Here is a 22,373-nt window from a genome sequence, read left to right on the forward strand (position 1 = left end):
CCTCCGGCGGGGTGGACACGCGTCCTGTCGCCACTACCGTCGGCGGGGTGAGCCTCCCCACCCGACCCGCGCGCATCGCCCTCACGGGGGGAGGTTTCCGCGCCGGTCTGCACCTGGACCTGGTGGCGCGGCTGCCGGAGCACTTCGAGGTGGTGGGGGTCCTCGCCCGCAGCGACGCCGCCGCGGCGAGGGCCACCGCACGGGGGCTCCCCGTCCACCGCGACCTCGACGGGCTGCTGGGCGCCGCCCCGGACCTCGTCGTCGTCTCGGTGGCCGCCGCGGCCGCCCCGGGGCTGGTGGTGGAGCTGCTGGAGCGGGGCGCCGCGGTGCTGATGGAGACCCCGCCGGCCGCCGACCTCGGCGGGTTGCGGTCGTTCTGGGACGCGACCGGGCCGGACGCCCGGGTGCAGGTGGCGGAGCAGTACCTGCTGTCCCCGCACAACGCGGCCCGCCTCGAGCTGGTCCGGCAGGGCTCGCTGGGGATCCCGACCTCGGTCCAGGTGTCCTCCACCCAGCTGCACCACGCCACCTCGATGGTCCGCGGGTTCCTGGGTCTCGGCGCGGAGCCCGCCCGGGTCGTGGCGAGCGCCACGACGGCCCCCCTGGCCGACCCGATCACCCGCGCCGGCTGGACCGGGGACGCCGCACCGCGCCCCCAGGTCACCACGATCGCCACGTTCGACTTCGGCGACGGCCGCAGCGCGCTCTACGACTTCACCGAGACCCAGACCCGCAACCCGCTGCGCCACCGGCGGCTCGTGGTGCGGGGCAGCCTCGGGGAGCTGGTCGACGACCGCCTCGTCCGCCTCGCGGACGCGACCACGGTGCTGACGTCCTCGATCGAACGCCGCCAGACCGGGCACCACCAGGACGTCCAGGGCTTCGACCTCGACGTCCTCTCCGCGGACGGAGAGGTCCTGTTCCGCAACCCCTACGTCGGGGCGCGCCTCTCCGACGAGGAGATCGCGGTCGCCACGCTGCTGGAGCGCGCGGGCACCTGGGCCCGCGGCGAGGGGCCCGGACCCTACCCGCTGGCCGAGGCCGCCCAGGACCAGCTGCTGTCGCTGGCCATCGCCGAGGCGCTGGCCACGGGTGGGCCCGTGCGGACGGCGGGCGAGGCGTGGGCCGGCGCGCTCGGTCGCTGATGCCCGACGGTGATCAGGCGGGCGAGCGGCGGGTGCTCCCCCGGACCATGTCGTCGGCGATCCGGGCGGCTCCGGCGAGGACCGTCAGGACCGGGTTCACCCCGCCGTTGGTGACGTGCAGGGACGCGTCGACGACGCGGAGGTTCCGGTAGCCCCAGACCCGTCCGCACGGGTCGGTCACCGAACGCGCGGGGTCCGTTCCCGTCCGGGCGGTCCCCGCCTGGTGCTGACCGCCGCTCGGCCCGGGACCCGGCGGCGGGCGGCGCGCCACCCGCGACGCGCCGGAGGCCGACAGCCAGTCCGCGGCCCGGGCCGAGAGGAACTCCTGGGCCCGCCGGTCCTCGTCGTGGATCCCGCCCGAGAAGCGCGCGACCGCCACCCCGGAACCGTCCCGCACGCGAGGGTCGAGGCGCACCCGCGACGACGCGAGCGTGACCTCCTGCGCCGGTCCCACGACCTGCACCAGGTGCCGGGCCAGTTCCCGCAGGCCGGTACGACCGGCCGGTCCCCACGCCGGGAGGAAACCCGCCGCCACCAGCGCCCGGCGGGTGCCCGCGGGCGTGGGGACGAACTCGTTCGCGAGCATCCCGCCGCCCACGAGACCGGGGTTGCCGTGCCGGAGGTCGCCGGTCGCGATGGCCGGTCCGGGCCCGAGGAGGTCCACGACCTCCTCGGCGAACACCGCGGTGGCCCCGCCGTAGACGTGGCCCTGCAGGTGGCGCCCGACCTGGTCGGTGGCGTTGCCCATCCCCGCCGGGTCGCCGTCGTGCGCACTCGTCAACAGCACCCGCGCCGTCTCCACGGCCCCGGCGGCCAGCACGACCTCCTCCGCGAGGACGGTGCGCCGCCAGGCGACGCCGTCGAGGGTCCCGACGAGGGAGACCCCCGCGACGCGACCGGCGGTCCCGGGCAGGACGCGGTCCACCCGCGCGCCGAGCACGACGTCGCAGTTCCCGCTCGCCACCGCCCACGGCACGGCCGTGTTGTGCGTCCCCGTCTTGGCGTCGACGGGGCAGGCGAAACCCACGCACTGCGCGCACCGGGCACAGGCCGCCCGGCCGCCGAACTCCTGGGTGTTCACCAGCAGCGGGACGGCCGTCGTGCTCAGGCCGAGGGTCGCGGCCCCCGCCGCGAGCAGCCGTTCCTGGACCCCGCCCGGCAGCGGCGGCATGGGGTACGGCCGACGTCGGGGCCCCGCCGCGGTGTCCCCCTCGGCCCGCCCGCTGACGCCGAGGGTCCACTCGATCTCGTCGTAGTAGGGCTCGAGGTCGGCGTAGCCGATGGGCCAGTCCGCCAGTGCGCTGCCGTCGGGAACCCCGTACCGGGTGGCCATCCGGAAGTCGTCGGGGGCGAACCGCCAGGCCTGCGCCCCGTAGACCCGGGTGCCGCCGCCCACGAGCATCGCGTTGGCGTTCCACCCGCCGTCCCCCGGCCGCAGCACCCGACCGGCCAGCGTGCGCGGGTCCTCAGCACCGCGCGGTCCGGTCAACGGGTCCAGACCGGTCGCCGCCCGCGGGTTGCGCAGGTGGTCCCGCGAGAGTTCCACGGTGCCCGGCCAGTCGCCTCGTTCGACGAGCAGCACCCGACGCCCAGACTCCGCGAGCTTCCACGCCGCGACCCCACCGCCGGCGCCCGAACCGACGACCACCACGTCGTAGCGGTCCCCGACCTCGCCCGGGGTGCGGAAACCCGCGGCGACGTCGTCGACCCCGGCGGTCGGCGTGGTCCGGCCGGGGTGCCACCGCAGGTCCGGCCAGGTCGAGGGGTTCGCGAGGTGGACGTCGGCGACGAGGTCGACGAACCAGCGGAACTCCGCGTCCTCGACCTCGGGGAACCCCGCACCGACCCGGGCGAGCACGTCCCCGACCCGGCCCGCCCAGTCCGGGCGGTCGACGGTCAGGACGGTCGAGAGGTCGTCGGCGACCCGCGCCGCCACCTCCTCCTCGACCGCGAGGACGTCGCGCAGGACGGCCCGCAGGACCGCCCCGTCCGCGGGGGACCCGGGTCCGGCCACGTCGCTGCCCACCACACCGGGAACCCTAGGGTGCGACGATGCCCCGGTGAACCCCGTCCGCCCCCGCACCGCGGTCCTGGACTCCGGGGAGGTCGCGTGGGACGCCGCGGTCGTCCCGGCCGACGACGCGGGACTGCGGGGTGAGGGGTGCTTCGAGACGATCCTGGTCCACGGTGGCCGGCCCGCGCACGTGGTGCGGCTCGAGGAGCACCTGGACCGCTTCGAACGGTCGGCCGCCGCCCTCGACACCCCCTTCGACCGGGCCGGGTGGGCCGCCCTGAGCGCGACCCTCGTGGAGGAGGTACCGGACGGCGCCGAGGCGGTGCTGCGTCTCTCCCTGTCCCGCAGCGGGTCGGGGTTGGCGACGGTCCGGCCCCTGCCCGCGTCCGTGCTGGCGGGACGCGACGGGGTGCACGTCGTCACCCTGGCCCGGGCGACGGTGACGGTGGCCGACGCGCCGTGGTTGCTCGGCGCGGCGAAGACCTCCTCCTACGCGGTGAACGGGGCCGCGCTGCGCGAGGCGGCCCGCCGCGGCGCCGACGACGCGCTGTTCGTGGACGCGCAGGGATTCCTGCTGGAGGGGCCGACGGCGAACCTCCTCTGGCACCTGGACGGGGCGTGGCACACCCCGGTGCCGGCCGGGCGCGGGGTTCTCCCGGGAACCACCCTGGCCGCGGTCGGACCCGCCCGCGAGGTGCTGCGCCGCCCGGAGGAACTCCTCCGCGCCGACGGGGTGTGGCTGCTCTCGAGCCTGCGGGGCGCGGCGGCGGTCCTCAGCGTCGACGGGACCCCGTTGCCGGGCGACGCCGACCTCACCCGGCGCCTGCAGCAGGTCGCGCTGGAACGCCCACCCCTTCACTGAGAGTTCTCCCGCCCTGCACAGCGATGTCACCTGGACCCGACAGCCTTCGCCGGGTGTCGATCCCTTCCTCCCCCTTCTCACGCCGTTCGCTCCTCGCCGCCGGTGGTACCGGCCTGCTCGTCCCCGGGCTGATGCGTTCCGGGATGCCGAGCATCACCCACGGCGTCCAGTCCGGTGACGTCACCTCGAACACCGCGACGATCTGGACCCGCGCCGACCGCACCGCCCGGATGTTCGTCCAGGTCTCCCCCACGGGTTCCTTCGGTGCGGACTGCCGCACCTACCGCGGACCGCTGCTCACCGCGACGAGCGACTTCACCGGGCGCCTCGACGTCACCGGGCTGCCGTCCGCCGCCGACGTCCCCTACCGGGTGGTCCTCGGCGAACCCGACGCCCACCGCCCGGACGGGGACTCGCTCGAGGGTTTCCTGCGCACCGCCCCCACGACGGGCGACCACCGGCGCATCCGCTTCCTCTGGAGCGGTGACCAGGCCGGTCAGGGCTGGGGCCGCAACCCCGACCTCGGGGGTTTCCCCATCTACCGGTCGATGGCCGAACGCGACGCCGACTTCTTCCTGCACTCCGGGGACACCATCTACGCCGACGGCGTCATCTCCGGCGACGTGACCCTCCCGGACGGCCGGGTCTACCGCAACGTCGTCACCGAGGCGAAGTCGCACGTGGCGCAGACCCTCGACGACTTCCGCGGGGCGTTCCGGTACAACCTGGAGGACCAGGCGTACCGGGACTTCTTCGCCAAGGTCCCGCAGGTGAACCAGTGGGACGACCACGAGGTGCACAACAACTGGTTCCCGCACGAGATCCTCGACGACCCCGCATACACCGAGAAGCGCGTGGACGTGCTGTGGGCGCGCGGCGAGCAGGCCTGGCGCGAGTACGTCCCGATCTCGCAGCGCCGGGACGGGAAGGTCTACTCCCAGTTCTCCTTCGGCCCGCTGCTGGACGTGTTCGTCCTCGACATGCGGACCTACCGCGATGCGAACCCGTGGGGTTGGGCCGGGGGCGGGGTCCGTCCCGATGGCGGGATCCTGGGGACGGAGCAGGCGCAGTGGCTGGTGGAGGCGATGGCCGCCTCGACCGCGCGGTGGAAGGTCGTCCAGGCCGACATGCCGATCGGGCTCGTCGTCCCCGACGCCGCGTCGAACGGGATCGAGGCGATTGCGCAGGGCGACCCGGGGGTCCCGCGCGGGCGGGAACAGCAGATCGCCTGGATCCTGCGCGAGCTGAAGAACCGCGGGGTCCGCAACCACGTCTGGCTCACCGCGGACGTGCACTACACCGCCGCCCACCACTACGACCCCTCGCGCGCGGCGTTCACGGAGTTCGACGACTTCTGGGAGTTCGTGTCCGGGCCGCTGCACGCGGGTTCCTTCGGCCCCAGCGAGCTGGACGCGACGTTCGGGCCGGAGGTCGTGTTCCAGTCGGTGCCGCCGCACGCGAACACCTCACCGATGGAGGGTTCGCAGTTCTTCGGTGAGGTCGAGATCGACCCGGACACCGAGGGGCTCACGGTGACCCTGCGGGACATCGCGGGGGCGGCGCTCTGGAGCCGGACGTTGCCGCCCCGGGGTTGAGCGAGTGGAGCGTTCCGCGGCTCGCGCAGGCCTCAGACCCGCGGAACGCTCCAGTCCGTGTCGGTGGTGAGCGCGCTCAGCGGGGCCCGCAGCTTCAGCAGCACCTCGGCGACCTCGGCGTCCGGGTCGGAGTCGAGCACGATCGCGCCACCCGCCCCGACCCGCCACTCCCCGCCGACGAGGACGGCGGTGCGGATGACCACGGCGAGGTCGGCCGCCCCGGTGGTGGAGAACCAGCCGATCGTCCCGGAGTAGATCCCGCGGGCCCGTTGTTCCAGGGCGTCGATGATCTCCGTCGTCCGGAGCTTCGGGGCACCCGTCATCGAGCCGGGCGGGAAGCAGCTGCGCAGGCACTCCACCGCCGACACCTCCGGGCGCAACCGCCCCCGCACGGTGGTGACGAGCTGGTGCACGGTGGGCAGCGTCTCGACGCTCATGAGGTCGGGCACCGTGACGCTGCCCGGGGTGCAGACCCGGCCGAGGTCGTTGCGGAGCAGGTCGACGACCATGAGGTTCTCCGCCCGGGTCTTCGGGTCGGCCTGCAGCGCCGCGGGATCGGTGTCGAGGGCCGCGGTGCCCTTGATGGGCCGGGTCTCGACCGCTCCGGAACTGCCGATGCGCAGGAACCGTTCCGGCGAACTCCCCGCCACCACGACGTCACCGCGGCGCAGGTACGCGGCGTAGGGCGCCGGGTTGGCGCGCCGCAACCGGCGGTAGGCCTCGAACGGGCGACCCTGCGCGGGGACGCGGGCCTGCGTGGTCAGGCAGATCTCGTAGCTCTCCCCCGCCCGCAACTGCCGCTGAGCGGCGAGCACGTTCTGCCGGTACTCCGCGGGCGCGGTGTCCAGGGTCACCGGGAGGTTCTGCGCCGCAACCGGTTCCGGTAGCAGTGGGAGGTCGGCGAGCGTCGCGGCGGTCTCCTCGATCCACCGTGGTTGCGCACCGTCCAGCGACAACGCGACCACCCAGGTCGCGTCCTCGTCGTGGTCGACGGCGACGAAGCGGTCGCAGAAGGTCCAGGAGCAGGCCGGGGTCGCGTCCCGTCGCGCGGTCGGGAACCCGCACTCGTCACGCGCCTCGTACCCCGCCCACCCGACGAAACCCCCGGCGAACTCGAACGGCACCGCCTCCGCGCCGGCCACGGTGCGTTCGCGCAGCGTCGCCGCCAGGGCGTCGAGGGAGTCCACGACGGTCCCGTCCCCGGTCCCCAGGAAGGAGAACCGCCCGGACCCCGCGCCGCGCGCCGCGGAGTCCAGCCAGAACGCGGCGTCGGACCCGGCGAAGAGGTGGGCGAAGGCCCGTTCCGCGTCGACGGCGGGCCCGGTCCGCCGGGCGTGCAGCCGGTAGCGCGGACACGGCGTCCAGCGTTCGCACCACCGCACGAAGTTCTCGACGATCCGCGCCCCCGTGGTGCTCGCGACCGACTCGGGGTGGAACTGCACCCCGACCAGCGGGCGGGTCCGGTGCCGCAACGCCATGAGGACCCCGTCGGACCCCCAGGCCAGGGCCTCCAGGGTCTCCGGCAGCGGTTCCGCGACCCGGAAGGAGTGGTACCGGGTCGCGGCGAAGCCGTCGGGCAGCCCGGCGAGCACCCCCGTCCCGTCGTGCCGGACCCGGTCGACGAAACCGTGCCGCGGCTGCGGAGCGAGGTCGACCACGGCCCCCTCGGCGAGGGCGATCCCCTGCATCCCCAGGCACACCCCCAGGACGGGGACCTGCGCGCGGGCGAGCACGTCGGCCGCGAGCCCGAAGTCCCGCGCGTTGCCCGGGTGCCCCGGACCGGGCGAGACGACGATCCCCGCGAACCCCTCGAGGTCCAGCTCGCCGGGCGCGACGTCGTCGTCGCTCACCACGACCGGGTCGGTCCCGGTGGCGACCGCCAGCAGCTGGACCAGGTTGTGGGTGTAGGAGTCGTGGTTGTCCACGACGAGCCAGCGCACCGGCGAAGGGTGTCACACCACCCCCGCCCGCGGGGACCCGCGGCGACGCGCCCGGGAACCCGGTCGTCCGGTCCGGGGCGACCGTGCGGCCGACCCCGGCGCACCAGGAACTGCGCGGTCCCCGCGAGCGGGAGCCGGTCAGGTCCGTCGCGCCGCTGGGCGTCTCGTCCGCTCGCGCACTCGTCCCGGCGATGCCCTCAGGTGACCGGTCGCAGGTGCGCGGCGAGGAAGCCGACCGCACTGCGTGTCAGCGTCCGCCGCGACTCCGCGCGGCGGTAGTCGTGCCCCTCGCCGGCGAGCTCGAGGTAGTCCACCTGCCGGTCCAGTCCGCGCAGGGCGGCCACGATCTGGCGCGCCTCGCCGATCGGGACGTTGGTGTCCAGTTCCCCGTGCACGACGAGCAGGGGCACGTCGATGGCGTCGGCGCGACGCAGCGGGGAGAGCTCCTCCAGCAGGACCCGGTCGTGTTCGGGGTGGCCGTACTTGCTGACCGCCGCCGCCCCGATCCAGGGTTCGGTGTCGCGGTAGAACGTCGTCAGGTCGCTCATCCCGCAGATGTCGATGCCGGCGGCGAACACCCCCGGCGAGAAGGCCAACGAGGCGAGGGTGAGGTACCCGCCGTAGGAACGACCCGTGACGGCGATCCGGTCCGCGTCGGCGAACCCCCTGGCCACCAGGTGCTCGGCCGTCGCGAGGACGTCGGCGAAGGCGTCGTGGCGCTTCTCGACGTCGTCGGCGTGCACGAACTCCCGACCGAAACCCGAGGAACCCCGCACGTTGGGGGCGAACACCGTGATGCCGGCGGCGACGAGGGTCTGGACCATCGCGTTGAAGGTGGGACGTTCCTGCGCCTCCGGACCACCGTGCAGGCTCAGGGCCGCCGCCCCGGACGGGTTCGGGGCCTCGTACAGCCAGCCGGTCAGCGTCAGCCCGTCGTGCGCCGTGTAGGTCTCCAACGTGGGCACGACGAGGTCGCGGACGGGGAGTTCCGGTGAGTGCGTGATCCTCGTCCACTCCCCCGTCGCGGTGTCCAGGTGCCAGAGTTCGCGCGGGCGCGAGGGCCCTTCGACGCCGAGGACGACGCTGCGCCCGTCCCGGGAGAGGACCGGGTCGGTCGCGACCAGACCCGGCAGGCCGTGCAGCCGGGTCCGTTCCCGCGTCGTGGTGTCGAAGAGTTCCAGCTCGCTGGCCCCGGCGACGTTCCACACCAGCAGCAGCAGCGTCCCCGCGTCGTCGCCGTCGACGAACTCGAGTTCCGCGTCGTCGCGGGCGGCGAGCGTCTGCGCCTCCCCGCGGTAGCCGTTGGGCCCGAAGGGCATCCCGATCAGCTGGCGCCGCGGCAACCCCACGTCGGAGGCGAGGTAGACGTAGACCGGACCGGTGTCACCGGCGGGGGCCGGACGCAGCAGGGCCACGTCGGTGGAGCCGGTGGCCCCGTGCGGCAGCAACGGCTGGTGATCGTCGATGAGCCGGTCGACGACCACGCAGAACTGCTGGCCGCGTTCACCGTCGACGACGACGAGGAAGCGTTCCTCCTGCGAGACGTCGAGGACGTGGACGAGGTCACCCTCGGCCAGCGGGTCCAGCCGGCCGGTCGCCGGGTCGCCGAGGTAGCAGCGCGAGGGTCTGCCCCCGACGGGCGGGAACGTCACCACCACCCGGTGGCCGCTGCGGGTCCAGGGGCCGAGCTCGGCGTGCTCGTGGGCGTCCCCCGCGATCCGGCGGGCGTCGCTGCCGTCGGGGCGCACCACCCACACCTCGGTCCGCACGCCCCCACCGACGGCCACCGAGCACGCGAGCCAGCGACTGTCGGCGGCCCACGACACCGACACGACGGGGTCGGGTGAGAGGCGGACGTGACGCGCCGCGGGCATCTCCCCGTCCAGGACGACGTCCTGGATCCACAGCTGCGGGATCCCGGAACGGTCGGAGACGAACGCCACCTGGCGGGCGTCGGGGGTCATCGTGGGTCGCCAGCTGCCCCAGGCGGCGACGAGTTCGTCGCCCAACGCGAGGGCGTCCTCCAGCGGGGAGGCGGACGGCGGATCCTGCTCGAGGGTTCGGTGCTCCACACCCCCATGCTGCACCCACGGCCCCCGGCGCGGGGGAACGGGAGGCGCACCGGGACCCCGAGCCGACCCGCTCACCCCACGTCGTGGTGCTGCAACCACATCTCCAGCAACGCCAGCTGCCACAGCACGTTGGACCCCAGCGGGGTGCGGTCGACGTTGGGGTCGGCGAGCAACCGGTCGACGACCTCGGGCCGGAACAACCCGCGCCGCTTCGCCGCGGGGTCGGTGAGGGCGTCGCGGACCCGCTGGAGGTAGGGGCCCTCGAGCTGACGGATCGCCGGGACCGGGAAGTACCCCTTCGTGCGGTCGATGACGGCGTCGGGGACCAACCCGCGCGCGGCCCGCTTGAGGACCCCCTTCCCACCGTCGGCGAGTTTCAGTTCCGGGGGGATCCGGCCGGCGAACTCGACGAGTTCGTGGTCCAGGAACGGGACGCGCGCCTCGAGGCCGTGCGCCATCGTCATGTTGTCGACGCGCTTCACCGGGTCGTCGACGAGCATGACGGTCGTGTCGTTGCGCAGCGCCGCGTCGAGCGAGGTCTCCGCGCCCGGACGGCCGAACGCCTCGGTGATGAAGTTCCCCGGGGTGTCCGAGCCCGGCAGCCACTCCGGGGCCAGCACGTCGGCGAGGCCGGCGTAGCGACGGTCGAAGAACACCTGGGCGTAGGCCTCGACGGCGTCGGCCCGGGGAACCCCCGCCAGGGGTGGGTACCAGCTGTACCCGCCGAGCACCTCGTCCGCGCCCTGGCCGGACTGGACGACCTTGACCGACTTCGAGACCTCCTGCGACAGCAGCAGGAAGGCCACGCAGTCGTGGCTGACCATGGGTTCGCTCATGGCGTCCACGGCCGCGTCGATCCCCGGCAGCAGCCGGGAGGAGTCGACGTGGATGCGGTGGTGGTCGGTCCCGAACTCCTTCGCGACCAGCGAGGAGTACTCGTACTCGTCGCCCGACTCCCCGCCGGCGGAGTCGAACCCGATGCTGAACGTCGCCAGGTCGCGCTGACCCGCCGCGTCGAGCAGGGCCACGACGAGGCTGGAGTCGAGACCACCCGAGAGGAGTACCCCGACGGGGACGTCGGCGACCATCCGGCGTTCCACCGCGACGCGCAGCTTCTCCAGCAGGCCCTGTTCCCAGTCCCGTGCGCTCCAGCCGGCGAACTCCTGCGAGCGGGTGAACTCCGGCTCCCAGTAGGTCGTGTCGGTGGACCTGCCGTCGCGCTCGACCACGCGGACGGTCGCGGGCGGGAGCTTGCGCACCCCCGCCAGGATCGTGCGGGGGGCGGGGACGACGGAGTGGAAGGTCAGGTACTGGGCGAGCGCCTCGCGGTCGATGCTGGTGTCGACACCGCCACCGGCGAGCAGGGCCTGGACGGTGGAGGCGAACCGGACCCGGTCGGCCCGGGTGTCGACGTAGAGGGGTTTGATCCCGAGCCGGTCGCGGGCCAGCACCAACCGGCCGCTCTCGTGTTCCACCAGGGCGATCGCGAACATCCCGAGCAGGTGCTCGACGAAACGGGTTCCCCACTGCGCGTAGGCCTTCTCGACGACCTCGGTGTCGGAGGTGGAGAAGAACCGGTGCCCGGCGGCCTGCAGCTCGGCCCGCAGTTCCCGGTAGTTGTAGATGCAGCCGTTGAAGACCACGGTGATGGCCGTGGCGTTGTCGACCATCGGCTGCGCACCCGCGGGTGAGAGGTCGATGATGGAGAGCCGTCGGTGGCCCAGCGCGACGGGACCGCGGGCCCAGATCCCGTCCCCGTCCGGTCCCCGGTGCACCAGGCAACCGGTCATCCGGGCCAGCGCCGCGACGTCGGCGCTCGCCCCGTCGAACCTGACCTCACCGGCGAGTCCGCACACGGGTCTCCCCCTCCTGGTCGTCGTCGCCGCGCAGGATCCAGGTGTCCTTGGCGCCGCCGCCGCGCGAGGAGTTCACGACGAGGCTGCCCTCGGGCGCGACCCGGGTGAGCGCCACGTCCGCGAGGTGGCACTCCTCCTCGCCCGTCCCCGTGACGTAGACGAACGCCCGCAGGTCCACGCGTCGCGGTTGCAGCGTCGCGCTCTCCGCGTTCCAGCTCGGCACCGAGGACAACTGCACGACCTCCTGCGCGACCCAGTTCGGCGGTTCCGCAGCGATCTCCTGGCGTCGGGCCGCGACCTCCGCCGCGCTCGCGTAGGGCCCGATCAGCACGCCCTCCCCGCCGTAGCCGTCGACGGGTTTCGTCACGAGTTCCCCCACGCGTTCCAGCACGGCCCGACGTTCGACCTCGTCGCTGAGGCGGTAGGTGGGCACCGACTCCAGCAGCGGGCGTTCCTCGAGGTAGTAGTTGATGAACTCCGGCACCGAGCGGTACATCGCCTTGTCGTCGGCGATGCCGTTGCCCGGCGCGTTGGCCAGCACGACCCCGCCCGCGACGGCGACGTCGAAGACCTCCTGGCCGATCCGGCGCCCGGCGTGGTCGCAGAGGTCCAGCAGTTCCCCGTCGAGGCGGAGGTAGACGGCCCCGACGAGGTCCCCCGTCCCCCGGTGCACGACGCGGCCGCGCTGCACGTCGAGGTCGTCGGCGCCGACCAGCAGCAACCCGGCCCCGTCGGCGAGCTTGCGGTGCTCGAACCAGGCGGCGCTGGCCGGGCCGCTCGAGAGCAGCACCGGGCGCATCCCGGGACGCGAGCGCGACAGCAACGTCGAGCGCAGGCGTTCGAAGGCGGTGGCCGGGTCCAGCATCGCCGGTGGCCGCGGCATGTCGGGCACGACCGCGTCCACCAGCGCCCGGGCCGCGATCCCGTAGGCGACGCCGCTGGGGTTGCGGACGTTGTCCTCCAGGACCCGCCAGCCGCCGTACTCGTTGCGGATGAGGTCGAAACCCATGACGGGCGCGCGCACCACGTCGTCGGGCAACCGCGTCGCCTGCGACTCCCACCCCGGGGCACCGACGACGGCGTCGCGGGTCAGCACCCCGTCGTGCAGGATCCGCTGGGCGCCGTAGACGTCGCGCAGGAAGCACTCGATCGCCCGGGCCCGCTGCACGAGACCGCGCCGCACCTGCTGCCACTCGTGGGGCAGGATCACGCGCGGCACGAGGTCGACGTGGAAGGGCTTCTCCACGAGGCCCTCCGGACCGCTCACCACGTAGGCGAGGTGGCGCTCACGCGCCCAGGCGTCCCGTTCGGCCTCGGCCGCGGCGACACCGGCCGGGCCCAGGGTGCGGACGTGCTCGATGACCTCGCGGTAGGCGGGGCGCGGCTGGGCGCTGACGCCCACGGCCTCGTCCCCGGCGCGGGTGCGGTAGCGCCGCAGGGCGGCCGTCGCCGGGGCCTCCCCCGCGGCCGATCCGTGCGTCTCCTCCACGACGAGACGCACGACGTCGTCCAGTTCGCCCCGTTCGACGAACGCCGCGCGCTGGCGGTCGGCGGAGTTCCCGCGGGCGAGCGTCGCCTCGGTGAGCTCCGCCACCTCGTCCCAGTCGCCCAGTTCCTCCAGCTGCGGACGCAGCCGCCCCAGCAGCGTGCGGACGGCTTCCGGGGCCGGCAGCGGACGCGGGTGGTCGTTGCCGTCGAGGAGGTCGCCGGAGAGACCACCGCGGGCGGCCTGCCAGATCCCGGCCCGGTAGAGCGGCGACGGGGCCTGCGGCCGCGGGCGCCCGGCCTCGATGTCCAACTCGGCGGCGCGCACGCTGGCGCGGAACAACCCGGCGATGAGCACGGCGTCGTCGACGAGCGGGCAGGCGTCGCAGACGCGGAGTTCCAGGGTGGGCGCGTGCGAGCTGGGCCGGACGTCGAAGTAGGCCATCTTGCGGTCGGCGATGACTCCCGAGGCGATGAGGTCGTCGAGGAGTTCGTCGTACTCCGCGGCCGACTCCAGGGCACCGGTGGTCCCGGCGCTGGGCCAGCGTTGCCAGATCGTGGTGCGGATGCTCGCGTAGCCGGTGTTCTGGCCGTTCCAGAACGGCGAGCTGGCCGAGAGGGCCAGCAGGACGGGGAGGGTCGGGGCGATCCGCTGCATGATCTCGACGGCCAGGTCCCGGTCGGCGATCCCGACGTGGATCTGGGTGCCGCAGATGAGCTGCTCGTCCACCAGGAGTCGGTACTGCTCCTGCATGCGCCCGTAGCGTCCGGTCGCGGTGAGCTCGAAGTCGGTGAACGTCGAACGAGGTGCCGTGCCGACGGCGGCGACCCCGAGCCCGTCGCGACTGGCGGCCTCGACCAGCCCCTTGCGCAACCGCAGGAGTTCCTCGCGCAGTTCCGTCAGGGTCGACACCACGTCGGTGTTGGTCTCCACCGTGGTGCGTTGCAGTTCGGCGGAGTAGGAGGCGCTGTCCAGCCGGGACAGCACCTGGGGAGCGCGCGCCGACAGTTGCCAGCTCTCCAGGTCGATCAGGTGGAGTTCCTCTTCCGCCCCGAGAGTCATCTCCGCGCCCATTCCCACAAGCTAGACCCCATCGCGGTTCGTGCCGCCGGAGACGGGCCGCGAAACAAGACCTTTACGTGGAGACCGTCATTTGTGACACTCAGTAGTCAGTCGATCGCTGAGGGCAGTCATGCCACGATGTCACCGTGGACTTCCCCACCCTGCTCGACGAGCTCTACGCGGTGCCGCCCGGCGAGTTCACCGCGACCCGGGACCGCTGGGCCCGTGAGGCCCGCGACGACGGGGACCGCGAACTGGCCGGTCGGATCGCCGGCCTGAAGAAGCCCCCCGTCTCCGCGTGGGCCGTGAACCTGCTCGTCCGCGAACGCCGCGACGAGGTCGAGCAGCTGCTGGAGCTCGGGGCCGCGATGCGGGAGGCGACGGCCTCGCTCGCGGGGCCGGAACTGCGTGAGCTCGGGGTGCAGCAGCACCAGGTCCTGGACGCGATGCGCGTCCAGGCCGGGCGACTCACCCTCGCCGCCGGCGTGCGTCTCAGCCTCGACGTGGGCGAGAAGGTCGTCGCCACCCTCCGCGCCGGCATGAGCGACCCCGCGGCCGCGGACGCCGTCCGCTCCGGGACGCTGGTCCGCCCGCTGGAGGCGACGGGTTTCGGCGAGGTCGACCTCGACGGGGCGAGCGCCGCGGACTCCCCCGTCCGCCCGGCCCCCGCGGCGAAGAAGACCCACGCCCGCCGCTCGGTGCCGAAGGACGAGCTGAAGGCGCGGCGGGAGGAGAGGGCGGCCCGGGAGGCGGAACGCGAGCGGGCCGAGGCCGAACGTCGCGAACGCGAGCGGCGCGAGCTCGAGGAGGCCGTCGGCGCGGCCCGCGAGGAGCTGGCAGAGGCCCGCGACGACGCCGGCACGGCCGCTGCCGAACTCGGCTCGGCCCGGCGTCGCAGCGAGGACCTCGCCCGTCGGCAAGAGGACCTGCAGGCCAAGCTCGCCGCGGTCACCGAGCAGCTCGACGCCGCCGCCGACACCCTGCGCTCGGCCGAACGCGGTGCCCACGGCGCCGACGACCGCGTCATCCGCGCCCAGCGCGAACTCACCCACCTCGAGGCCCGCCTCCCCGCCGATCCCTGATCCTGCGGGGACTCCCGGCCAGATCACGGGTAGGGATGGGTCAGGACTGGTCGGTGGGACAGACCCAGGCGGTGCGGCCCGCCAGGGTCCAGCTCCGGACGGGCGTCCCGCACCGGCGACAGGTCTCGCGCTCGCCGGTCGGGTCGGGCAGGTCGAGCGCCCGGGCGCTGGAGGCCGACCCGACCGCTCTACGCACCGCGGCCGGACCCTAGTACCGCTGAGCGGATCCGGTGAACCCTCGGGTTTCCGGGAACAGCAGGTCCAGGAACCTCTGCGCCGTCGGGCGCGGGGCGTGGTTGGCGAGCCCCGGACGTTCGTTGGCCTCGATGACGACGTGGTCGGGCCCGGAGACGTCGGGAACGAGGAGGTCGATACCCGTCACCGGGATCCCGATCGCCCGGCTCGCCGACATCGCGGCCTCGACCAGGTCGGGGTGCAGGTCGTCGGTGACGTCGTCGATGGTCCCCCCGGTGTGCAGGTTCGCGGTGCGCCGCACCTCCAACCGCTCACCTCGGGGCAGGACGTCGTCCATCGCGTACCCGGCGTCGGCCACGACGTTCTCGGTGGTCTCGTCCAGGGGGATGCTCGACTCGCCGTGGGTGGCGGCCTCACGACGGCGACCCTGCCTCGCCACGAGCGTGCGGATGTCGTCGGTCCCGTTGCCCCTGACGGCAGCGGGCCGACGGATCGCCGCGGCGACGACCGCGTGGTCGATGACGACGATGCGCAAGTCCTGCCCGCGGACGAGTTCCTCCACGAGGACGTCCGGGCAGTGCGACGCGGCCTCGGCGACGGCACGGCGCAGTTCCTCGCCACCCGCGACACCGACGGTGATGCCCTTGCCCTGCTCACCCCGGGCGGGTTTCACCACGACCGGGCCGGTGGCGACGACGAGTTCCTCGCAGGCGGCCAGCCCCTCATCGTCCTGCAACGGGTCCGCGCCGAGTTCGACGGCCCGGGGGACCCGGACCCCACGGGCGGCGAGGAGTCGACGGGTGACCCGCTTGTCGTCGCAGCGCGACATCGCGACGGCGCTGGTGAGTTCGGAGAGGGATTCCCGGGTCAGCAGCGACCGGCCCGCGCAGGTCAGCCGCATCTCCCCGCTCGGGCCGTCGGTCACCTCGACCCGCACCCCGCGACGCAACGCCTCGTCGGCGATGATCCGCGCGTAGGGGTTCAGGCCCGACAATCCCTCGGGCTGCGGCGAGAACAGCGGCCGGTTGATCGGGTTCTTGCGCTTCACCACCACCGGCGGGGCGGGCCGGAAACCCAGTCTGCGGTAGAGGGCGATGGCCCCCTCGTTGTCGTGGATGACCGAGAGGTCCAGCACCGCCCGGCCCCGCGCCACGTAACGCTCGGCCAGCACCCGGACCAGCGCCTCCCCCACCCCGCGCGGCGCGGCCTGCGGATCGGCGGCCAGGCACCAGAGGCTGGTACCCCCGTCGGGATCACCGAACGCCAGGACGTGGTCGACCCCGGTGACGGTCCCGACGATCTCGTGGGTCCGGGTGTCCTCGGCCACGAGGTAGGTGAACGTGCGGGTCCGGTGATTGGCCCACATGACGTCCGCGTCGGAGGTCACCATCCCGCAGGTCGCGTAGATCCGGTTGACCTCTTCGAGTTCCGCGCGGTCGCGGACCATCCGGACGAACACGTCCGGGTTCCGGTCCCGCGGGGCGCGGTAGCGGTTCAGCGGTAGCCGGAACGTGATCGAGGGGTCCAGGAACAGTTCGTGGGGCGCGAGACCGACCAGCACCTGGGGGTCCCGCACGTACATCGCGATGTCGCGTTCACCGTTCTCCTCGGCGCGCAGGGCGTCGACCACGTCGCGCTGGTCGACGAACGTCTGCCCGAACACCAACCGACCCCAGCCCATGTCCAGGACGACGTCGGCGGCCATCTCGGCGGTGAACCACCTGGGCGGCCGTTGCCAGTTCCGGCTGGAGATGGCCGGCACGTCCAGCGAGCGGTGCCGCAACCCGGCCACCGCGGAACGTCGTCTCGTCGTGGTCATCACTCGTCCCCCGATCAGGCGATACCGTGCTGCTGCAACCACATCTCGAGCAGACCGAGCTGCCAGAGCTTGTTCCCCCGCAGCGGGGTGAGTTCGGAGTTCGGGTCGCCGAGCAGCCCGTCGACGTAGCCGGAGCGGAACAGCGCCCGGTCCCGGGCGGCCCGGCTGGTGAGCGCGTCCTTCACCAGCCCGAGCACCTCGCGCTCGAGGTGGGTGATCGCCGGGACGGGGAAGTACCCCTTCGGCCGGTCGATGACCTCGCGCGGGATCACCCGGTACCCGACCTTCTTGAGGATCCCCTTGCCGCCGCCGGCGAGTTGCAGTTCCGGCGGGATCGCGGCGGCGAGTTCGACGAGTTCGTGGTCGAGGAAGGGGACGCGCGCCTCCAGGCCCCACGCCATCGTGGTGTTGTCGACGCGCTTCACCGGGTCGTCGACCAGCATGACCTCGGTGTCCAGGCGCAGCGCGGCGTCGACGGCCGTGTCCGCCCCGGGCCGGGCGAAGTGCTGTTCCAGGAACTCGCGTGACACGTCGGTGGAGGTGAACCACTGCGGGTTCAGGACCCGCGCCACCCCGGCGTGGTCGCGGTCGAAGAACGCCGTCGCGTAGGCGTCGACCCCCTGGGCCGGGGTGAGTCCGGACAGCGGTGGGTACCAGTGGTAGCCGCCGAACACCTCGTCGGCCCCCTGACCGGACTGCACGACCTTGATGCTCTGCGAGACCTGCTGCGAGAGCAGGTCGAAGGCGACGACGTCGTGGCTCACCATGGGTTCGCTCATGGCGTCGACCGCGTGCCCGAGCGCCCCGACGAGTTCGGCGCCGGACACCCGGATGCGGTGGTGGTTCGTCGCGAACCGCTGCGCGATCGCGTCGGAGTACTCGAACTCGTCCCCGTCGCGACCGCCCACGGACTCGAAGCCGATGGAGTAGGTGGCGAGGTCGGTCTGGCCCTGTTCGGCGAGCAGCGCGGTGATGAGGCTGGAGTCGAGACCGCCGGAGAGCAGGACGCCGACGGGGACGTCGGCGACGGTCCGCCGCGCCACCGCGGTGCGCAACGACGCGAGGACCGCGTCCTCCCAGTCCTGCTCGGAGAAGGAGGCGTACTCCTCGCGTCGCACGTGGTCGGGGGCCCAGTACCGGTGCTCCCGACTCCGACCGTCGGCCTCGATCACCCGGACGGTGGCCGGCGGGAGCTTCCGCACACCCTGCAGGACGGTGTGCGGCGCGGGGACGACGGCGTGCCAGGAGAGGTAGTGGTGCAGGGCGACGGGGTCGATCGTGGTGTCCACGTCACCGGCCGCGAGCAGCGCCGGCAACGAGGAGGCGAACCGCAGCCGCCCCGGGGTCTCGGCCAGGTAGAGCGGTTTGACGCCGAGCCGGTCGCGCAGGAGGACGACCCGGCCGGAGTCGCGTTCGTGGACGACGACGGCGAACATCCCGACGAGGTGGTCGACGACGTCGACGCCCCAGCGGTGGTACCCCTTGACGATGACCTCGGTGTCCGAGGTCGAGGTGAAGCGGTACCCGTACCCGATGAGTTCCTCGCGCAGCTGCGGGTAGTTGTAGATGCAGCCGTTGAAGACGGCGGTGAGACCGAGGTCGGGATCCTGCATCGGCTGGGCGCCGCAGGCGGAGAGGTCGATGATCGAGAGCCGGCGGTGCCCGAAGGCGACCCGCCCCTGGGCCCAGACGCCTTCACCGTCCGGGCCACGGGCCGCCATGGCCTGCGACATCCGCTGGACGGCCGCGACGTCCGCCGCCCGCCCGTCGAACCTGACTTCACCGCAGAGACCGCACATGACCGTCCATCCAACCCTCGGATCAGCCGGGGGGCCAGGTGAAGTCGCGGCCGCCGAGGACGTGGCCGTGCACGTGGAAGACCGACTGCCCCACCGCCGTCCCCGTGTTGAAGACCAGCCGGTACTCCCCGCCGCAGCGCTCGTCGGCGATCTGCTGGGCCACCGCCACGAGGCGGGCGAGGGTCTGCGGGGCCGCCGCGGCGAGCTCCGCGACGTTCTCGAAGCGCTCCCGCGGGATCACCAGGACGTGGACGGGAGCCTGCGGGGCGACGTCCTCGAAGGCGACGACGAGGTCGTCGGAGTGGACGATCGTCGCCGGGACCTCCCCCGCCACGATCTTGAGGAACAGGTCGTCGGGGGCGCGCTGCACGCGGGAGACCTCGGCCATGCCCCGCACGCTACCGGGCCGTCTCCGTGGGGGATCGTTGCCTCCCCGGTCCCGCCAGACGTCACCGGGGAGGCAACGATCCCACCCGGCGGACGCGGCGTGCCCCCGACGAGTCCGCAAAAGATCTCCGGTTGGATGTCAACCGTGACCCTGCGTGACTCGTCTGTGCACTGTGATGGTGACGAAGGAGCGGGTGGTCGTGGTTGACGACCCGCGCTCGTGGACGGCCGACGAGGCGGTCAGTGCGCTCTACGCGGCGCACTGGCGGCGCTTCGTCGGGCTCGCGGCGTCCCTGATGGGCGAGACCGCGAGCGCCGAGGAGGTCGTCGCGGAGGCGTTCGTGACGTTGCACGGGCGCTGGAACCGGCTCGCGGACAAGGGGTCGGCGGTCGCCTACCTGCGCACGAGCGTCGTGAACGGGGCCCGTGACGTCGTGCGGCACCGGGTCGTCACCGACCGCAAGCGTCCCCTGCCGGACCCGGAGCCGGCGGGTCCGGAGGAGCAGGCCGTGCGGGCCGCGGAGCACCGGATGGTGCTCGGCGCGCTGGACGGGTTGCCGACCCGGCAACGGGAGGTCCTGGTGCTGCGGTACCAGGGCGAGATGTCCGAGGAGGACATCGCGGCCGCGCTCGGCATCAGCCGGGGCGCGGTCAAGACCCACGCGCACCGCGGGTTGTCCGCGTTGCGCACGGCCATGTCGAGCGAGGAGCAGCAGTGAACGAGGAGACCCCGCTGGGTCCGCTGCCGGATCCCGCCGGCCACGACGAACTCAGCCCCACCGCCAGGCAGCTGCAGGACGCCCTCGCCGCACGTGCGGCCGGGGTGCAGCCGACCGACCGTCTCGAGGAGATCCACATGACCAGCCGAGCCAACCGTCGTCGTTCCCGCACCCGTGGCGGGCTGGTGGCGGCGGGGGTCGCGGCCGTCGTCGTCGTCGGTGGCGGCGCCTTCGCGCTGACCCAGCGCGGGGACGACAACGTGACGACGGTGGCCAGCACGGCGTCCTCGTCGACCTCGCCGTCCTCGTCGACCCCCTCCACCTCGTCGAGCACGCCGGCGGCGGACTCGACCCCGATGTCCTCGCAGCCCACCGGCTCGGGGGGCACCTCGGCGGCCACGTCGCTCACCTCGGCCCCGGCGACCTCCACGGCGGGCGGGACGGGGGGCACGCTGCCCACCGGTGCGACGTCGGTGCCGGTGTACTGGCTGGGCGGGCAGCCGGCGAAGCTGTACCGCGAGTACGTGAAGGCCGGGTCGGGCGCGAACGACGCGACGAACGCGTTGCGCGCCATGCTGTCCGGCTCCCCCACCGACCCGGACTACTCGAGCCCCTGGTCGAAGGACGCGACCGCGACGGTGAGCGAGTCGGGCGGCAAGCTCGTGGTGGACGTGGCGGCCTCCGCGGCGTCGGGCTCCACCGGTGACGCGACCCTGGCGTTGCAGCAGCTCGTCTACACGGTCACGGCGGCGGCGGGTGACGACCAGCCGATCGAGCTGCGGGTCGGCGGCAAGGCGGGGCAGTCGGTGTTCGGGACGAGCGTCCCGGCGTCGCTGTCGCGGGCGCCGCAAGCCGACGTGCAGGCCCCGGCGTGGATCACCTCGGTGTCCCCGAGCGCCGGTTCGGTCACGGTGAAGGGGGTCGGGACAGGTTTCGAGGGGACGCTGCTCTACACGCTGACGAACGCCGCGGGCGCGGAGGTCGCTCGGGACTCCGTGCAGGCCGGCGCGAACGGCACCTTCGCGGAGTTCTCGTTCACGGCGGCGGTGCCGGCGGGGACCTACACCCTGTCGGTGTTCGCCCCCGACGAGTCCGACGGCGAGGGTGCGGGCCCCGTCGGCGACACGAAGACCGTCACCATCCCCTGACCCTCCTCCCGTTCCGTGATCTTGCTGGGTCTCCCAGCAAGATCACGGTGCGGGTCAGCGACCGGAGAAGCGGCCGCGCAGCTTGGAGAAGACGCCCTGGTGGGCGGGGCCGAGCTTGCCGGCCGGCCGGACCTCGCCACGCAGTTCGGCCAGGCGGCGGATCAGCTCCTCCTGCTCGTCGTCGAGGTCGCGGGGCGTCGTGACCTCCAGGGTGACGAGCAGGTCGCCGCGGCCCTGGGACCGCAGGTGCTCGGCGCCCTTCTGCCTGAGGGTGACGACCTCGCCGCCCTGGGTGCCGGGGCGGACCTCGACCTCCTCGTCACCGTCGAGGGTCTCCAGCGGGATGCTCGCGCCGAGCGCGGCCGCGGTCATCGGCACGTGCAGGGTGCAGAGGAGGTCGTCGCCGTTGCGGGTGAAGACCGGGTGCGGGCGTTCGTGGATCTCGACGTAGAGGTCACCGGGGGGACCGCCGGCGGTGCCGACCTCGCCCTGCGAGGCGAGCTGGATGCGGGTGCCCGTGTCGACGCCACCGGGGATGCGGATGGTCAGCGGGCGGCGGGCGCGGATGCGGCCCTCACCGGAGCACTCCAGGCACGGCGAGGGCAGCACGGTGCCGAAGCCGCGGCAGGTGGGGCAGGGCGCGCTGGTCATGACCTGGCCGAGCAGCGAGCGGACGACGCGCTGCACCGAGCCCTGGCCGTGGCAGATGTCGCAGGTCTGGGGGCTGGTCCCCGGCTGGCAGCAGGAGCCCTGGCACGTGGTGCACAGCACGGCGGTGTCGACCTGGATGGAGCGTTCGCCGCCGAACGCCGCCTCGGCGAGGTCGACGTCGACGCGGATGAGCGCGTCCTGACCGCGTTGGGTGCGGCTGGCGGGAGCTCCCGCCCGACCGCCCCCGCCGCCCTGGCCGAAGAACGCGTCCATGATGTCGGAGAAGCCGAACCCCTGGCCGAAGCCGGCTCCGCCGCCGCCGGGCATGGACCCGCCGCGGTCGTAGGAGGCGCGCTTGTCGGGGTTGGAGAGCGTCTCGTAGGCCTGCGAGACCTCCTTGAACTGCTCCCCCGCGTCGGGGTTCACGTCCGGGTGGAGCTTGCGCGCGAGCTTGCGGTAGGCGCGCTTGATCTCCTCCGCCGAGGCGTCGCGGGAGACGCCGAGGACGTCGTAGTAGTCGCTCACGAGGTCGTGGTTCTCC

At 73.5% G+C, this 22,373-nt stretch carries 16 protein-coding genes; 6 read left to right on the forward strand and 10 right to left on the reverse strand.

Annotation, left to right across the window (positions count from 1 at the left end):
- The first annotated feature begins 47 nt into the window (after window positions 1-47).
- Entirely contained in the window at window positions 48-1,145 is a 1,098-nt protein-coding gene (locus SJY07_RS04320) for a Gfo/Idh/MocA family oxidoreductase (RefSeq protein WP_380157245.1), read from the forward strand.
- 13 nt (window positions 1,146-1,158) lie between these two features.
- On the opposite strand, the gene SJY07_RS04325 is transcribed toward SJY07_RS04320, so the two are convergent.
- The gene (locus tag SJY07_RS04325) at window positions 1,159-3,174 is read right to left on the reverse strand and encodes a GMC oxidoreductase (protein WP_380157247.1); all 2,016 of its coding nucleotides are present in this window, start codon (window positions 3,172-3,174) and stop codon (window positions 1,159-1,161) included.
- A gap of 31 nt (window positions 3,175-3,205) precedes the next feature.
- Here SJY07_RS04325 and SJY07_RS04330 point away from each other — a divergent pair, with 31 nt between their 5' ends.
- Window positions 3,206-4,021, forward strand: coding sequence for an aminotransferase class IV (locus SJY07_RS04330; RefSeq protein WP_380157249.1), 816 nt, complete (start codon window positions 3,206-3,208; stop codon window positions 4,019-4,021).
- A 23-nt stretch (window positions 4,022-4,044) separates the two neighbouring features.
- Complete coding sequence (locus SJY07_RS04335) at window positions 4,045-5,616, forward strand: alkaline phosphatase D family protein (RefSeq protein WP_380157251.1); 1,572 nt, start codon at window positions 4,045-4,047, stop codon at window positions 5,614-5,616.
- A 32-nt stretch (window positions 5,617-5,648) separates the two neighbouring features.
- On the opposite strand, the gene SJY07_RS04340 is transcribed toward SJY07_RS04335, so the two are convergent.
- From SJY07_RS04340 to SJY07_RS04355, 4 genes are all read right to left on the reverse strand, one after another.
- Entirely contained in the window at window positions 5,649-7,556 is a 1,908-nt protein-coding gene (locus SJY07_RS04340; protein WP_380157253.1) for a chorismate-binding protein, read from the reverse strand.
- 197 nt (window positions 7,557-7,753) lie between these two features.
- Entirely contained in the window at window positions 7,754-9,628 is a 1,875-nt protein-coding gene (locus SJY07_RS04345) for a prolyl oligopeptidase family serine peptidase (RefSeq protein WP_380157255.1), read from the reverse strand.
- A 71-nt stretch (window positions 9,629-9,699) separates the two neighbouring features.
- On the reverse strand, window positions 9,700-11,484 hold the full coding sequence (locus tag SJY07_RS04350; protein WP_328295465.1) for an N-acetylglutaminylglutamine amidotransferase: 1,785 nt from the start codon (window positions 11,482-11,484) through the stop codon (window positions 9,700-9,702).
- The gene (locus SJY07_RS04355) at window positions 11,465-14,044 is read right to left on the reverse strand and encodes a carboxylate--amine ligase/circularly permuted type 2 ATP-grasp protein (protein WP_328295464.1); all 2,580 of its coding nucleotides are present in this window, start codon (window positions 14,042-14,044) and stop codon (window positions 11,465-11,467) included. The genes SJY07_RS04350 and SJY07_RS04355 overlap by 20 nt, the downstream gene beginning before the upstream one ends.
- A 134-nt stretch (window positions 14,045-14,178) precedes the next feature.
- Here SJY07_RS04355 and SJY07_RS04360 point away from each other — a divergent pair, with 134 nt between their 5' ends.
- Window positions 14,179-15,114, forward strand: coding sequence for a hypothetical protein (locus tag SJY07_RS04360; protein ID WP_380157258.1), 936 nt, complete (start codon window positions 14,179-14,181; stop codon window positions 15,112-15,114).
- Window positions 15,115-15,154: 40 nt separating this feature from the next.
- On the opposite strand, the gene SJY07_RS04365 is transcribed toward SJY07_RS04360, so the two are convergent.
- From SJY07_RS04365 to SJY07_RS04380, 4 genes are read right to left on the reverse strand one after another with little or no spacing between them, the layout of a single operon-like run.
- On the reverse strand, window positions 15,155-15,310 hold the full coding sequence (locus SJY07_RS04365; protein WP_380157260.1) for a zinc finger domain-containing protein: 156 nt from the start codon (window positions 15,308-15,310) through the stop codon (window positions 15,155-15,157).
- Window positions 15,311-15,322: 12 nt separating this feature from the next.
- Window positions 15,323-17,128: an N-acetylglutaminylglutamine synthetase gene (gene ngg / locus SJY07_RS04370; RefSeq protein ID WP_380157262.1), complete on the reverse strand. Its 1,806-nt coding sequence runs from the start codon at window positions 17,126-17,128 to the stop codon at window positions 15,323-15,325.
- Between the two features lie 14 nt (window positions 17,129-17,142).
- Window positions 17,143-18,927 (reverse strand): N-acetylglutaminylglutamine amidotransferase, encoded by a 1,785-nt coding sequence (locus tag SJY07_RS04375; protein WP_380157264.1) that lies wholly within the window; start codon window positions 18,925-18,927, stop codon window positions 17,143-17,145.
- A gap of 22 nt (window positions 18,928-18,949) precedes the next feature.
- Window positions 18,950-19,315 carry a histidine triad nucleotide-binding protein gene (locus SJY07_RS04380; RefSeq protein ID WP_328295459.1) on the reverse strand — a complete coding sequence of 122 codons (366 nt, stop codon included), beginning with the start codon at window positions 19,313-19,315 and terminating at the stop codon, window positions 18,950-18,952.
- A gap of 199 nt (window positions 19,316-19,514) precedes the next feature.
- On the opposite strand from SJY07_RS04380, the gene SJY07_RS04385 reads away from it, so the two are divergent.
- Window positions 19,515-20,033, forward strand: a complete 519-nt coding sequence (locus tag SJY07_RS04385; RefSeq protein WP_328295458.1) for a SigE family RNA polymerase sigma factor — start codon at window positions 19,515-19,517, stop codon at window positions 20,031-20,033.
- Window positions 20,030-21,181, forward strand: a complete 1,152-nt coding sequence (locus SJY07_RS04390; RefSeq protein ID WP_380157267.1) for a Gmad2 immunoglobulin-like domain-containing protein — start codon at window positions 20,030-20,032, stop codon at window positions 21,179-21,181. The genes SJY07_RS04385 and SJY07_RS04390 overlap by 4 nt, the downstream gene beginning before the upstream one ends.
- Before the next feature lie 54 nt (window positions 21,182-21,235).
- Here SJY07_RS04390 and dnaJ read toward each other — a convergent pair whose 3' ends face one another.
- Window positions 21,236-22,357 carry a molecular chaperone DnaJ gene (gene dnaJ / locus SJY07_RS04395; protein WP_328295456.1) on the reverse strand — a complete coding sequence of 374 codons (1,122 nt, stop codon included), beginning with the start codon at window positions 22,355-22,357 and terminating at the stop codon, window positions 21,236-21,238.
- Between the last annotated feature and the right edge of the window lie 16 nt (window positions 22,358-22,373).

Origin of the sequence: Kineococcus sp. R86509, assembly GCF_042466365.1 — a bacterium.
Lineage (GTDB): Bacteria > Actinomycetota > Actinomycetes > Actinomycetales > Kineococcaceae > Kineococcus.